The organism is Pseudomonas sp. P110(2024) (genome assembly GCF_057480795.1).
Window position 1 is genome coordinate 479346 of the sequence record NZ_JBLIYT010000001.1, and the last position, 13809, is coordinate 493154.

A 13809-nucleotide genomic window follows, 5' to 3' on the forward strand; every position below is an offset into this window, starting at 1 on the left:
AGTCAGGCGGACAGTTTACGCCGGGCCAGCGCGCCACCCAAGAGCCCTGTAAGGCATCCGATGAGCAACCCGCCGACATGAGCGGCGTTGGCGATCTGGCCGAAGCCGAGCTGCCCGACCACGCCGCTCAGGCAGATCACCAGCCAGATCAGCATCATCACCAGAACGCCTTTGGGCAGGTTGAACTGCGGATTGGGCGCCAGCCACTGGTACAGCCAGACATGCCCGAGCAAGCCGTAGAGCACCCCGGACAAGCCACCGAACAGGCTCGGGCCGCTGGTGAAATGCTGGGCCAGGTTGGACACCAGGCTGAACAGCAAGGTCAGGCCCAACAGCATCCACGGGCCCTGGCGCAGCTCGATGCGCTTGCCCAGCTCCCAATACCACAGGCCGTTCATTGCCAGGTGCAGCACGCCGAAGTGCAGCAGCATCGGCGACACCAGGCGCCACAACTGGCCTTCGGCCAGCCCCTGGAGCAACGGGGTGAAGTACAGGTAGTCGCCCTGCACCTTGAACGACAGGAAGGTGAACCAGCCGATGGTCGAGAGGTTGTCGCCCAGGCCGGTCACGGCGGCGACCACCACGCTCAGGATCAGTATCGCGGCGGTGACCTTGCAGGCCAGGACCTGCTCCTTCAGCGAAGGCTGCGCCGGAGCGACTTCCACGGGTTCGGGCATTGCCTGCAGATCGGCATTGCCGTCCGGGAAACGCCGGTACAACTCGAGCACATCCCCGGCCATGGCCGGCGGCGCCCACAGCACCTGTTCCTCGCCCTCCTCCACCACCCGGTGCGGCACCTGCAGGCGGCGCAGCAAGGCGACGAAACCGCTCAGGTCGACCGCCAGCGGCAGGCGCAGTACTTCGATCACGTTCATTGGCTGGCCTGCGGACGGTCGACGTCGACCCAGACGAACTTGTGCGGGTCGATGCGCGTTTCATCATCCAGGCGGTAGGCCGCCAGCTTGCCGTAGAGCACGGCGCTGTAGTCCAGGCAGGCCAGGTTGGCGCGAATCGGCGCCGGACGTCCGCTGCGCCAGTAGTGGCCAACGAATAGCAGTGGCTCGTCCTCGTCGTAGCGCAGCAGGGCGTTCTTCTGGCTGTGGCTGAGGGGCGTGCGGGCCACCTCGTCGGGTAGCGCGTCGGGCTGGAAGACGATGTCGCCGTAGGTCTGCGGGTCTTCCTCCCAGAACTTGGTGCGGAAGAAAGCGCGGGTCAGGCCGTCGCCGCCGGTCAGCGTCAGGCCGTCCGGCAGCCGCATGTCGGTACCGCGCAGCAGGCGGTTGCACACCGTGGCGGCGAAACTGCCGGACACCGCAGACGCCTGCACGAAGTGCTCGTCGATGCGGCCCGTGGGGTACTGCTGGCGCAGCGGCTCGATCAGCCGAGGGTCCCAGCAGGCGTGCACCAGGCGGAAGCGCCCGGCGTCGACGAACAGCGGCAGTTCATAGAACCACTGGATGAAATCGTGCCAGTCGCCGGGGTGCTGGGCGAACTGGGTGAGGGTCTCGTCGATCAGCCGGGCATGGCGCGGGGTGTGCTCGCGCACGAAGGCCTTGCCACTGCCGGGCAGTGCCGGGGTGACCCAGCCCAGGGCGTTGTACTCGTGGTTGCCCATGATGCAGAAGGCTTGGCCGGCCTCGACCATGTCGTGGACGATGTGCAGCGCCTCGCGGATGCGCGGGCCACGGTCGACGATGTCGCCGAGGAACAGCGCCTGGCGCCGAGGGTGTCGCCAGACCCCGCCGACACGCTTGTAGCCGAGCGCGTCGAGCAAGCGTTCGAGGGTGAGCGCACAGCCGTGCACGTCACCGATGATGTCGAAACTGCGCGCCGGATCGAGCATCAGTCGTCCCTGCCGCCCAGGCGGCTGCCCCAGCCGAGCTTGGTGCGGCAGACCTCGTAGTAGTTGTGGTCCAGCGGATGGATCAGGCGCAGCTTCTGCGGCTTCTTGCTCACCGTGATGGTGTCGCCGGGGGCGCAGGTGAAGTGGTTCTGCCCGTCACAGGAGACCTGCGGGTAAATCTGCAGGTCCTTGGATACGACGATCTTCAGTTCGCTGTTGCCGTCCACCACGATCGGCCGGCCCGACAGGGTGTGCGGGTACATCGGCACGATGACGATGGCGTCGAGCTTGGGGTGCATGATCGGGCCGCCGGCCGACAGCGCGTAGGCGGTTGAGCCGGTCGGGGTGGCGACGATCAGGCCGTCGGCCTTCTGGCTGCAGACGAACTGGCCGTCGATGTAGATCTCGAACTCGATCATTCGCGTCGACTTGCCCGGGTGCAGCACCACATCGTTCAGCGCATCGCCTTGGCCGATGGCCTCGTGGTGACGGCGCACCTCGGCCTGCAGCAGGAAGCGGTTCTCCACCAGATAGTGGCCGTCGAGCACCTCGGCGACCTTCTCTTCCAGCTCGTCGGGGCGGATGTCGGTGAGAAAACCCAGGTTGCCGCGGTTGATGCCCAGCACCGGGATGTTGTGCCGGGCCAGGGCGCGGGCAGCGCCAAGCAGGCTGCCGTCGCCGCCGACCACGATAACCAGGTCGCAGACCTCGCCCAGCAGCTTGCGCGTGGAGGTCTGCAGGCCGTGGCCGGGCAGGACTTCGGCGATGGTGTCCTCGAGGATCACGTGCAGGTGGCGCTCGAGGAGGAATTTTTTCAGTCGGCGAATGGTATCGAGCACCTGTGAGCTGCCAAGGCGTCCGATGATACCGATATTGCGAAATTGCTCCATGGTGCTCCTGCAAAGCTCTGCGGCGGGGGTGACAATGCCGGGATTATGGGCGAAAGGACCGGCCAGCGGCAAACCGGCTATGCTCGCTGGATGATGCCCTTCGCCGATCTCGAGTCCCTGCCCCGCCAGCTGCGCCACCCTGCCGTGCGCGACCTGGCCTGGGCGTTGCTGTCGCCACCGCTGCTGGCCCAGGCCGGCTGCCCCCAGCGCCACCCGCTGCAGGGCAGCGCCTGGGCCGATGATCCACAGCGTCTTGGCCACTGGCTCGCGGCGCTCGACCTGGCGCCCACGCCGCTGCTGAGCTGGCTGACACGCCTGAACAGCCGGCGGCTGGGCTTGTACTACGAAAGCCTGTGGCAGTTCGCCCTGCAGCAGGCGCCAGGCATCGAGCTGCTGGCGGCCAACCTGGCAATCCGCGACGGCGGGCGCACCCTGGGTGAACTCGACCTGTTGCTGCGCGACCGTGACGGCGATCATCATCTGGAACTGGCCATCAAGCTCTACCTGGGCCCACCCGTCGACGATGGCCAGGTCCCCGCGCACTGGCTCGGCCCCGGCTGCCACGACCGCCTCGGCACCAAGCTGGCGCACCTGGCCAGTCATCAACTGAGGATCTCCGGTCAGTCGCATAGCCGCGAAGCGCTGGCTGGCCTGGGTATCGCCGAAGTTCAGGCGCACTTGTGGCTCGGCGGTTATCTGTTCTATCCCTGGCCCGGACATGCCGAGGCGCCTTTGGGTGCTCATCCGACGCATTTGCGCGGGCGTTGGCTGCATCGGCGGGATTGGGCGGATTACCTCGAGCACTGCCCCCTGGGACGCTGGCAACCGTTATCCCGGCAGGGGTGGCTGGCTCCGGCGCGGGTTGAAGCAGACCGTTGCTGGGCGGCGGAGCAGTTCGACAGCTGGTTGCTAGGACTGGATGAAGTGGCTCCGGCGCAGTTGCTGGTCAGGCTTGAAGAGGTTGGAGACGGTGCCTGGCACGAAGCCGAGCGGCTGTTCCTGGTGGCAGACAGCTGGCCACACCTTACGGGGTGATGACCGTGTAGCACGAGACATTCTTGCCTGCCCATATCAACACATTTTTTACACCGCACCGTTACGATGACAGCCAGGCGCCAGCAAGAGCGCCCTTTCCAACCTGATGACGAGGACTCACCATGGATTCATCCACCCCCGCAGCCCATTACGCGCGGCTGTCGATCGCCCTGCACTGGCTGATGCTGGTGCTGCTGGCCGCTGTCTACGCCTGCATCGAGCTGCGCGGCCTGTTTCCCAAGGGCAGCGCCGAACGCGACCTGATGAAAGACTTGCACTTCATGCTTGGGCTGACGGTGTTCGTGCTGGTCTGGCTGCGTCTGGCCCTGCGCCTGTCGCGCCCCACGCCGCCAATCGTACCCAGGCCGCCGGCCTGGCAGACAGGCCTGTCGCACCTGGTGCACCTGCTGCTGTACCTGATGATGATCGGCCTGCCGCTGGCCGGCTGGGCGATCCTCAGCGCCGCTGACAAGCCGATCCCGTTCTATGGCCTGGAGCTGCCAGCCATCGTCGCTCCGGATCCGGACCTGAGCAAGTTCATCAAGGGCTGGCACGAGCGTATCGGCAGCTGGGGCTACTGGCTGATCGGCCTGCACGCGCTGGCTGGGCTCTATCACCACTATGTGCGGCGCGACAACACGCTGCTGCGCATGCTGCCCTACAAATAGCCGCGTCGTCCCTGCAGGCCTCCGGTGTGCAGGAACACCAGGCGGGTGCCGGGGGCGAAACGCCCGGCCTCGACCTGGTCGCGCAGGGCCAGCAGGGCCTTGCCGGTGTAGAGCGCTTCCAGCGGCATGCCGGTTTGCCGTTCGGTGTCGGCGATGAACGCCAGCAGTGCATCGTCGATACGGGCAAAGCCGCCACGGCTGGCGTCGTGCAGCTCGTAGCCCTGCACGCCCGCCAATGACACGACGGTCTCTGGCACGCCGTGGTCAAACGGCACGGCGAGAGCGCCATGAACGGCATGCCTGCCCGCCTCTTCCAGCACCAGCCCCGCCAGGGTGGTGCCGGTTCCCGCTGCCAGCCACCAGACGTCGTAGTCGGCCCAGCCGAGCGTTGCCAGTTGCGCCCGGCACTGCTCGATGATCAACCCGCAGCCCTGGGCACCAGCCAGGCCGCCACCGCCTTCGGGAATGCAGTGCCAGCCTGGGTACCGGGCCTGCCAGGGCTGCCAGAAGCCGGGTTCATGGCGGGCGCGGTAGCCGCCGAAACCGAGCCAGTGCAGTTCCATGCCCAGAGCTCGCAGGTCCTGTACCGTCGGTGTTTCCTGGGGGTGGCCACGCAGCAGGCCGGCGGTGGCGAAGCCGAAGCGCTTGCCGGCGGCCGCCAGGGCATGGAGATGGTTGGAATGGTTGCCGCCCAGGCTGATCAGGCCCGGGGCATTGGCCGTGCGGGCCTGGAGCAGGTGATGACGCAGCTTGAACCATTTGTTGCCGCTGATCAGTGGGTCGATCAGGTCCAGGCGCAGGACCGCGGCGTTGATTCTCGCGTGGCATAACCAAGGCAGGTCCAGGCGATGCAGAGGGGCTTGGGGGAGTGAAAAATCAGACATGAAGGCAGTTTATCTGATCGCGCAGATGCAGACGTGCTGCTCGTTGCCGTTGCCGTTGCCGTTGCCGTTGCCGTTGCCGTTGCCGTTGCCGTTGCCGTTGCCGTTGCCGTTGCCGTTGCCGATCAAGAGTCTAGCGCCATAGCCCGCTAGCGACAGCTGCGTCAGCCCAGGCGCCGCCCGTACCTCCTGAAGTCGCAATTGGTGGCGCCTGAACTATTGCGCACTTAGAAGCAACAGCAAGATCAAGATCAAGATCAAGATCAAGATCAAGAAGTGCGAAGTGGTAGTTAGCCGATTGGCAATAAAGAAACGAGCTTGACCCTATTACGTGCAAACCCGCTTCTACAAGTCATGTATAACTTCTTGTAGGAACGGGCTTGCACGAAATCAAAACAGACTTTAACGCGCTGGCGCGAGTTTGCCCTTGTCATCGGAGAAGACGATCTCGACCCGACGATTCTGCGCCCTGCCCCGCTCCGAGGCATTAGCCTCCACCGGATACTGGTCGCCATAACCCTCGACCTGGATACGCTTCTCATCTACCCCCAGATCGACCAGCATATCGGCGACCGACTGGGCGCGATCACGGGACAGCTTGAGGTTCTCTTCCGCAGCGCCAGTGCTATCGGTGTATCCCTCGATCCGCACCACCCGCCGTGGATTGAGCTGAAGGAACTGCACCAGCTTCAGTACAGTACGGCTGGCAGAATTCTTCAGGTCGGCCTGGCCGGTATCGAACAGCACGTCACCCAGAGTCATCACCAGGCCACGATCCGTCTGCTCCGACGCCAGCGCGACAATCTGCGCCTCGACGAACTTGCCCTGCTGCTGGACGCTGGCCAACTTGGCCTCGCGCAGCGCCAACTGCAGGCGCTGGCGCTCCAGATCAAGCTTGGCCAGACGCTCCTGGTTCAACGCCAGCTTGGCGTGCTCGCTGGCAATCTCGCTGTAGCGCTGGCTCAGGTAGGCGTAATGACGCACATCGCTGCCGGTGCCGACATAGCCAGCCAGACGCTCCGCGCGCGCCAACGACTCGCCGGCGCGGATCACATCGCGAGGTGCGCTGCGCAGCACATCGGAATCGTCCTTGACCTTCTGGAACGCGGCACTGGCGTCGTCCAACGCCGACTCGCTGCGCTGGCTGGCACAACCCTGCAAACCGACCAGGGCCAGCAAGGCCAAGGCCGCCATGGGCTTGAGGCGCTTCATGGCTGCGCCTCCAGTTGCTTGCGCAGGCGCTTGATCCGTGACTGCATCACCTGCAGCTGCTCCTCGCTCTTCTGGTTCAGCACCCGCGCCTCGGCCAGGCGCGCATCGAGCTCGGCCTGCTCGGCGCGCATGCGCGCATCGCGATGGCTTTCGCCGAGCATGTTGCTCTTGGCCCGGGCCAGCTTGTCTTCGGCCAACTTGAACTCCGGTACCTGCTCATTGGCGCCGACCGCCTTGGCCTGCTCCAACGCCTGTTCCGACAGGCGCAGCTGTTCATTGGGTGCCGGGTCGTTGGCACAGCCGGCCAGGCCAAGCACGGCCAGGGCGAGCATCAAGGGTTGGATTCTCACTCACGCTTCCTACTGTTTGGGGGCACCCTGCGACGCCTGCATCTGCGCCTTCCAACGCTCGACATTGCGCTGCAGCACAGCCTCGCTCGCCCCGGAGACCGGCAATTCTGTCAGTTTTTTCGCCAGTTGTCCGCGCAACCAGCTGTCGTTGCACGCCGAGTTGTGCGAGACCGCCAGGTACAGCCCCGGACGGTCCACCGGCAAACCCCGGGCGATGAGGTCGTTGCCCACGCCCAGGCTCTGCGCCATGGCCATGCCCGCGTAGCGCCCGGCCAATACATAATCGACCTGGCCGAGCACCAGCTTCTGGAAGGCCTGCGTCAGGTTTTGCGCCGGCTCCAGCTTGAGCTGGGACTTGGCGAAGGCATCGAAGGCCGGGGTCAGGCGGGCCTTCTCGGACAGCGCGCCACGGTACTGGGCGAGGTCTGCCGGGCCCTCGAACACCAATGTGGCGTCGTGGCGGGTCCAGACCAGGTACTCGTTGAGCTGCAAGGCCGGATGGATGTAGTCCAGGCTGGTCAGCTGGGTGACCTGCATCGGCGTGTCGAGCAGCAGGTCCATACGCCCGCTACGCACTTCCTCCAGGGCCTGCTCGCGCTTGCCTGCGTGCAGCACCTCGATCTTCACCCCAAGCTCGGCCGCCACCTGGCGCAGCAGGTCGACATTGGCGCCAATCAGGTGTTTCGGGTCCTGCGGGTCCTGCCAGGAGTACGGCGGCGCATCCGGGCTGCCGGTGGCGACCAGGCGCTCGCACTTGCCCACCGCCAAGGCCTGCGTCGACAGCAGCGCCAGCACGCAGGCCAGCCCTCCCTTGCTCCAGCGAAACGCCATGCAACCTCTCCCCGCCCCTGAAAAAACCATGAAAAAACCCGGACCGCCAAGGGCGGGCCGGGTTCTTTATAAGTGAAGCAGGCGGATCAGACCAGCTTTTCCAGCTCCGGAACCGCTTCGAACAGGTCGGCGACCAGGCCGTAGTCGGCGACCTGGAAGATCGGCGCCTCTTCGTCCTTGTTGATCGCGACGATCACTTTCGAGTCCTTCATGCCGGCCAGGTGCTGGATCGCGCCGGAGATACCGACGGCGATGTACAGCTGCGGCGCGACGATCTTGCCGGTCTGGCCGACCTGCATGTCGTTCGGCACGAAGCCTGCGTCAACCGCCGCGCGCGAGGCGCCGACGGCGGCGCCGAGCTTGTTGGCCAGGGCGTACAGGTGCTTGAAGTTGTCACCGTTGCCCATGCCGCGTCCGCCGGAAACGACGATCTTGGCGGCGGTCAGTTCAGGACGGTCGGACTTGGCCAGCTCTTCGCCAACGAAGGCCGACTTGCCGGCGTCATGGGCGGCAGCGACGGCTTCGACAGCGGCCGAACCACCTTCGGCGGCCACGGCGTCGAAGCCGGTGGTACGCACGGTGATGACCTTGACCGCAGCGCTCGATTGCACGGTGGCAATGGCGTTACCGGCATAGATCGGACGCTTGAAAGTGTCGGCGGATTCAACGGCGATGATCTCGGAGATCTGGTCGACGTCCAGCAGCGCGGCAACGCGCGGCAGGATGTTCTTGCCATTGGTGGTGGCCGGGGCCAGCACGTGGCTGTAACCCTTGGCCAGTTCGACCAGCAGCGGCGCGACGTTTTCCGGCAGGGCGTGGGCGTAGGCGGCGTTATCGGCAACCAGCACCTTGGCTACGCCGGCGATCTTGGCGGCGGACTCGGCGACGCCACCGACGTTCTGGCCGGCGACCAGCACGTGGATATCACCACCGATCTTGGCGGCAGCGGCGACAGTGTTCAGGGTGGCCGGGGCTACGGCACCGTTCTCGTGTTCAGCGACAACCAGGATAGTCATTTAGATTACCTTCGCTTCGTTCTTCAGCTTCTCGACCAGTTCGGCCACCGACTTGACCTTGATACCAGCGCTGCGGGCGGCAGGCGCTTCGACCTTGAGGGTCTTGTTGGTGGAGGCGATGGACACGCCCAGCGCGTCTGGAGTGATGGTCTCCAGCGGCTTCTTCTTGGCCTTCATGATGTTCGGCAGCGACGCGTAGCGCGGCTCGTTCAGGCGCAGGTCGGTGGTGACGATGGCAGGCAGGTTCAACGCGACGGTCTGCAGGCCGCCATCGATTTCACGGGTGACATTGACCTTGTCGCCAGCGACTTCGACCTTGGAGGCGAAGGTGCCCTGGGCGAAGCCGGTCAGCGCGGCGAGCATCTGGCCGGTCTGGTTGTTGTCGCTATCAATGGCCTGCTTGCCGAGGATGACCAGCTGCGGCTGCTCCTTGTCGACAACAGCTTTCAGCGCCTTGGCCACGGCCAGGGAATTCAGTTCGTCAGCGGCCTCGACCAGGATGGCGCGGTCGGCGCCCAGGGCCAGGGCGGTACGCAGTTGCTCCTGTGCGGCGGTCGGGCCGATGGAGACGACGACGATTTCGCTCGCCACGCCCTTCTCTTTCAGGCGGACGGCTTCTTCCACGGCGATTTCGCAGAAGGGGTTCATGGACATCTTGACGTTTGCAAGGTCGACGCCGGAGTTGTCCGCCTTGACGCGAACCTTGACGTTGTAGTCGACCACTCGTTTGACAGCTACAAGAACCTTCATGGATTCCTCGTTACTCTCCGGTGAAAAGAAGATCGCCTGGGGACTGCCCGGCGAATGCGCGTGGGTACAAGGGCACCTCTAAAAACGTTCCGACGCCGACAAAGCTCAATTGACCGATCAGTCCTGTTTCGACCCTTGCGGGTAAAACCCACGGGTCATTTTCTGTCGTGGCGTGTAGACTCCACTACAAAACCTGATTCGGCCCGTAAACCCTGCTCCACGCCTGGTCTTTAGGGGTGCACCTGCGCCCGACGGTCAGCCTACGGCGAACGCGAAAGCGCTCGTATCTTGACCGTAACACCCAATCCGGTCAATACGGCAAATTGGCCAGCCTCCAGCCGCCCACCTGCGATTCTACGGGCCTTCGGCAAATTCAAACAAACGTTTGTATTGGACCCGCCAAGTGGTGTAGATATAATGCGCGGCCAAGACAAAACGGTGTAGTCCATCACCTGCGAAGCTACAGCCTCTGCACGCCGCACGTGACCGTGAACACCCATAAAAGACAAGCAACGCGATGAGCCTTGAGTAGGAGAGAACCTGTGGAACGCGAATACATGGAATTCGACGTGGTCATCGTCGGCGCAGGCCCGGCGGGTCTGTCCGCCGCCTGCCGCCTGAAGCAGAAGGCCGCCGAAGCCGGTAGCGAGATCAGCGTCTGCGTGGTCGAGAAAGGCTCCGAAGTCGGCGCCCACATCCTCTCCGGCGCGGTGTTCGAGCCGCGCGCCCTGAACGAACTGTTCCCCGACTGGAAAGACCTCGGCGCGCCGCTGAACACCGAAGTGAAGCGCGACGACATCTATGTGCTGAAAAGTGCCGACAGCTCGACCAAGGTTCCCGACCTGTTCGTGCCCAAGACCATGCACAACCAGGGCAACTACATCATCTCCCTGGGCAACCTGTGCCGCTGGCTGGCCCAGCAGGCCGAGAGCCTGGGCGTCGAGATCTACCCGGGCTTCGCCGCCCAGGAAGCGCTGTTCGATGAGAACGGCGTGGTCCGCGGCATCGTCACCGGCGACCTGGGTGTCGACCGTGAAGGCCAGCCGAAGGACGGCCTGTACACGCCGGGCATGGAACTGCGCGCCAAGTACACCCTGTTCGCCGAGGGCTGCCGTGGCCATATCGGCAAGCAGCTGATCAAGCGCTTCGACCTGGACAACGAATCCGACGCCCAGCACTACGGCATCGGCCTCAAGGAAATCTGGGAAATCGACCCGGCCAAGCATGAGCAGGGCTTGGTGGTGCACACCGCCGGCTGGCCGCTGGACGTGATGAGCGCCGAGAACACCGGTGGCTCCTTCCTTTATCACCTGGAGAACAACCAGGTGGTGGTCGGCCTGATCGTCGACCTGTCCTACTCCAACCCGTACCTGTCGCCGTTCGACGAGTTCCAGCGCCTCAAGCACCACCCGGTGATGGCCCAGTACCTCGAAGGCGGCAAGCGCATCAGCTACGGCGCTCGTGCCATCTGCAAAGGCGGCCTGAACTCGCTGCCGAAGATGGTCTTCAATGGCGGCGCACTGATCGGCTGCGACCTGGGCACCCTGAACTTCTCCAAGATCAAGGGCACCCACACCGCGATGAAATCCGGCATGCTCGCCGCCGAGGCGGTGGCTGACGCATTGATCGCCGGCAGCGAAGGCGGCGACCAGCTCAACGGCTATGTCAGCGCCTTCAAGGCCAGCTGGCTGTATGAAGAGCTGTTCGCCAGCCGCAACTTCGGCCCGGCCCTGCACAAGTTCGGCCCGTTGCTCGGTGGCGCGTTCAACTACATCGACCAGAACTGGTTCGGCGGCAAGCTGCCGTTCACCCTGCATGACACCAAGCCGGACTACGCCTGCCTCAAGCTCGCCGCCGACTCGAAAAAGATCGACTACCCGAAACCGGACGGCAAGCTCAGCTTCGACAAGCTCAGCTCGGTATTCCTCTCCAGCACCAACCATGAAGAGGAGCAACCCTGCCACCTGAAGCTGACCGATCCGAATATCCCGATCGCCAGCAACCTGCCACTGTACGACGAGCCGGCACAGCGCTACTGCCCGGCCGGCGTGTACGAAGTGGTCACCCAGGAAGACGGCAACAAGCGTTTCCAGATCAACGCGCAGAACTGCGTGCACTGCAAGACCTGCGACATCAAGGACCCGGCCCAGAACATCACCTGGGTCACCCCTGAAGGCGCTGGCGGGCCGAACTACCCGAACATGTAAGCGCCCTGCCCTTGCGGTAAGCAAAAGCCCCCTGGCCGTGCGGCCAGGGGGCTTTTTCATGGTCGCTGATCTCGAGCACAAGACCTGCCCTGAAGTGCCATTGACCGGTCGTCCGTTTATAGGACTGTCAGATCGGAGGTCATAGCCAGATTAGCCTTCTAGTCCACTGCCAGGAAGTCCTGACCATGGGTGAGCATGAACGAAATCTCACTGGGTAGGCCATGCCCCGGAGCCTGATCGCCACTCCTGCCATCCAGTGTTTTCAATAGGGAGAAATCGACCGTCTGCTGGCGTTGCGCACTGTCAGTCAATAGCACGGCATGGCTGCTGGCGGTCAACTGGATACGGCTGATGTGGCGAAAGTCATGCAGCAGGTGCACGCCGGTCAGTTGCTTGCCATCACCGTAGACCACCATCCAGGCCTGATCAGGGTGCAGGCGGGACTCCAGCACGCAGGCCAGGCTGCGGCCCCAGCGGATCACCGGCGTTCTGGCTTGATCATCCGGTTTCGTGCTGGCGGGATTGGCAGCCGAAAAGCTCATCTGTGGCGGAAACGCAGGCAGCTGGGCCCGCGTCATCCAAGTGATGCTGAAACTGGACATGCATATTTCTCCTGACTGTATGAACGAATGGTCCATCAACGATCAGTCGAAATTACGTGCACAATCTCGAAGGCGCAGTAGGGGAGCAGAGCTGCAGACGCTCAAAATCCCTACCCTGCCTGTAGGACCTGTTGATTGCCTGGCCCGGAAGTCTGCCTCACTGCCCTGCAGCCTTTACCGCTTCATTTGTCACCACACATGAGCGGCATCGGCTGCGCCGCAAACCCCAACGGCTCACGGCGTCTGAAGTAGAGCGCCGTCAGCAATCCGACCATGCCCATGACCAGACAAAAGCCGACGCACACCCATGGGCTCCAGGGCATCAAGGCGATCAGCGCCAACGGCGTGGTGCTGGCCCACAGGGCGTACGCGACGTTGTAGGTGAAGGAGATGCCCGACACCCGGATCTCGGCCGGGAACAGCCCAACCATCACCGACGGCACCACCCCCACCACGCCACAGGACAGGCCAGCCAAGGCATAGGCCGCCCAGGTCTGCCCCCACTGCCCCACCAGGCTGGCGTACAAGGTGCCAATGCCCAAAGGCAGCAGCAGGCAGTAGAACATCAGCGCCCGCCAGGCGCCGATACGGTCCACCAGCAACCCCGCCAACACGCAGCCGATATTGAGGAAGACGATGCCCACGCTGCTCAGGGCGAAGGTGTGCCCGGCTGTCATGCCGAACCGTTGCTGCATCACGGTCGGGGTGATCACTACCAGTACCACCACCGCCGAGGTCAGCACACAGGTCAGCAGCGCGGCTGGAATCAAGGCCCGTCGGTGAGTGCCCAGCACCCGTCGCAGGGGGAAGGCCACCGGCTGCTCCTGCTGCGCCCGCAGGGCCAGGAACACCGGGGTTTCACTCAGCCAACGACGCAGCCAGACACCGATCACGCCAAACACGCCGCCAAGCAGGAAGGGATAGCGCCAGGCGTAGTCGAGGATCTCCTGGGGCGTGAACAATTGCGCCAGCAGGGTCGCGGTCAGCGCCCCGAGCAGGTAGCCGAAGGTCAGCCCGGCCTGCAGGAAGCCCAGCGCATAGCCGCGACGCCCAGGTGGCGCATGTTCGGCGACGAAGGTCCAGGCGCTGGGCACCTCGCCGCCGACCGCCGCCCCCTGCAAGATGCGCAAGGCCAGCAGGATCAGCGGCGCGGCGTAGCCGATGTCGGCGTAGGTCGGCATCACCCCGATCAGCAGGCACGGCAGCGCCATCATCAGGATACTCAGGCTGAACACCCGCTTGCGCCCCAGGTGGTCGGCGAAATGGGCCATGAGGATGCCACCCAGCGGCCTGGCCAGGTAGCCGGTGACGAAGATCCCGAAGCTCTGCAGCAGGCGCAGCCACTCCGGCATCTCAGGCGGGAAGAACAGCTGGCTGAGGGTCAGCGCGAAGAACACGAAAATGATGAAATCGTAGATTTCCAGGGCGCCACCCAGCGCGGCCAGTCCCAGGGTCCGGTGATCGCTACGGCTGAACCGTGGCGGGCGGGTGGTATCGATGGCAGTCATGGCAGCTTCCGCAACG

The 13809-nt window shown here is 64.3% G+C and carries 15 protein-coding genes; 3 read left to right on the top strand and 12 right to left on the bottom strand.

What is annotated here, in order from left to right:
- Window positions 1-2 precede the first annotated feature (2 nt).
- Genes AC25ND_RS02335 through AC25ND_RS02345 form a run of 3 tightly spaced genes read right to left on the bottom strand, consistent with a single transcriptional unit; the run spans window position 3 to window position 2733 of the window.
- A complete protein-coding gene (locus AC25ND_RS02335) occupies window positions 3-875 on the bottom strand; it encodes a rhomboid family intramembrane serine protease (protein WP_028692914.1) in 873 nt (290 codons plus the stop codon).
- Window positions 872-1843: a metallophosphoesterase gene (locus AC25ND_RS02340; protein WP_028692913.1), complete on the bottom strand. Its 972-nt coding sequence runs from the start codon at window positions 1841-1843 to the stop codon at window positions 872-874. Before AC25ND_RS02340 ends, AC25ND_RS02335 begins: the two co-directional genes overlap by 4 nt.
- Complete coding sequence (locus AC25ND_RS02345; RefSeq protein ID WP_023632574.1) at window positions 1843-2733, bottom strand: NAD(+) kinase; 891 nt, start codon at window positions 2731-2733, stop codon at window positions 1843-1845. Before AC25ND_RS02345 ends, AC25ND_RS02340 begins: the two co-directional genes overlap by 1 nt.
- A gap of 45 nt (window positions 2734-2778) precedes the next feature.
- Here AC25ND_RS02345 and AC25ND_RS02350 point away from each other — a divergent pair, with 45 nt between their 5' ends.
- Together AC25ND_RS02350 and AC25ND_RS02355 are read left to right on the top strand one after the other, a co-directional pair.
- Window positions 2779-3768 (top strand): DUF1853 family protein, encoded by a 990-nt coding sequence (locus AC25ND_RS02350; RefSeq protein ID WP_186596162.1) that lies wholly within the window; start codon window positions 2779-2781, stop codon window positions 3766-3768.
- Window positions 3769-3890: 122 nt separating this feature from the next.
- Entirely contained in the window at window positions 3891-4436 is a 546-nt protein-coding gene (locus tag AC25ND_RS02355; RefSeq protein WP_028692911.1) for a cytochrome b, read from the top strand.
- Here AC25ND_RS02355 and AC25ND_RS02360 read toward each other — a convergent pair.
- The 7 genes from AC25ND_RS02360 to AC25ND_RS02390 all read right to left on the bottom strand — a co-directional run bounded on the left by AC25ND_RS02360 (window position 4427) and on the right by AC25ND_RS02390 (window position 9476).
- The gene (locus tag AC25ND_RS02360; RefSeq protein WP_062363859.1) at window positions 4427-5320 is read right to left on the bottom strand and encodes a 1-aminocyclopropane-1-carboxylate deaminase/D-cysteine desulfhydrase; all 894 of its coding nucleotides are present in this window, start codon (window positions 5318-5320) and stop codon (window positions 4427-4429) included. The two genes, AC25ND_RS02355 and AC25ND_RS02360, sit on opposite strands and share 10 nt — an antisense overlap.
- A gap of 9 nt (window positions 5321-5329) precedes the next feature.
- Window positions 5330-5518, bottom strand: a complete 189-nt coding sequence (locus tag AC25ND_RS02365) for a hypothetical protein (protein ID WP_486971758.1) — start codon at window positions 5516-5518, stop codon at window positions 5330-5332.
- A 201-nt stretch (window positions 5519-5719) separates the two neighbouring features.
- Entirely contained in the window at window positions 5720-6529 is an 810-nt protein-coding gene (locus AC25ND_RS02370; protein WP_028692909.1) for an OmpA family protein, read from the bottom strand.
- Window positions 6526-6879 carry a DUF4398 domain-containing protein gene (locus tag AC25ND_RS02375; RefSeq protein WP_028692908.1) on the bottom strand — a complete coding sequence of 118 codons (354 nt, stop codon included), beginning with the start codon at window positions 6877-6879 and terminating at the stop codon, window positions 6526-6528. Before AC25ND_RS02375 ends, AC25ND_RS02370 begins: the two co-directional genes overlap by 4 nt.
- Window positions 6880-6888: 9 nt before the next feature.
- Window positions 6889-7710, bottom strand: a complete 822-nt coding sequence (locus AC25ND_RS02380; RefSeq protein ID WP_028692907.1) for a substrate-binding periplasmic protein — start codon at window positions 7708-7710, stop codon at window positions 6889-6891.
- Window positions 7711-7796: 86 nt separating this feature from the next.
- The gene (locus tag AC25ND_RS02385; RefSeq protein WP_486976076.1) at window positions 7797-8726 is read right to left on the bottom strand and encodes an electron transfer flavoprotein subunit alpha/FixB family protein; all 930 of its coding nucleotides are present in this window, start codon (window positions 8724-8726) and stop codon (window positions 7797-7799) included.
- Window positions 8727-9476 (bottom strand): electron transfer flavoprotein subunit beta/FixA family protein, encoded by a 750-nt coding sequence (locus tag AC25ND_RS02390; protein ID WP_028692905.1) that lies wholly within the window; start codon window positions 9474-9476, stop codon window positions 8727-8729.
- Between the two features lie 542 nt (window positions 9477-10018).
- Here AC25ND_RS02390 and AC25ND_RS02395 point away from each other — a divergent pair.
- Window positions 10019-11683 (top strand): electron transfer flavoprotein-ubiquinone oxidoreductase, encoded by a 1665-nt coding sequence (locus AC25ND_RS02395; RefSeq protein ID WP_486976077.1) that lies wholly within the window; start codon window positions 10019-10021, stop codon window positions 11681-11683.
- A gap of 158 nt (window positions 11684-11841) precedes the next feature.
- On the opposite strand, the gene AC25ND_RS02400 is transcribed toward AC25ND_RS02395, so the two are convergent.
- A complete protein-coding gene (locus AC25ND_RS02400) occupies window positions 11842-12285 on the bottom strand; it encodes a hypothetical protein (RefSeq protein WP_028692903.1) in 444 nt (147 codons plus the stop codon).
- Window positions 12286-12467: 182 nt separating this feature from the next.
- Window positions 12468-13793, bottom strand: a complete 1326-nt coding sequence (locus AC25ND_RS02405; protein ID WP_028692902.1) for an MFS transporter — start codon at window positions 13791-13793, stop codon at window positions 12468-12470.
- Between the last annotated feature and the right edge of the window lie 16 nt (window positions 13794-13809).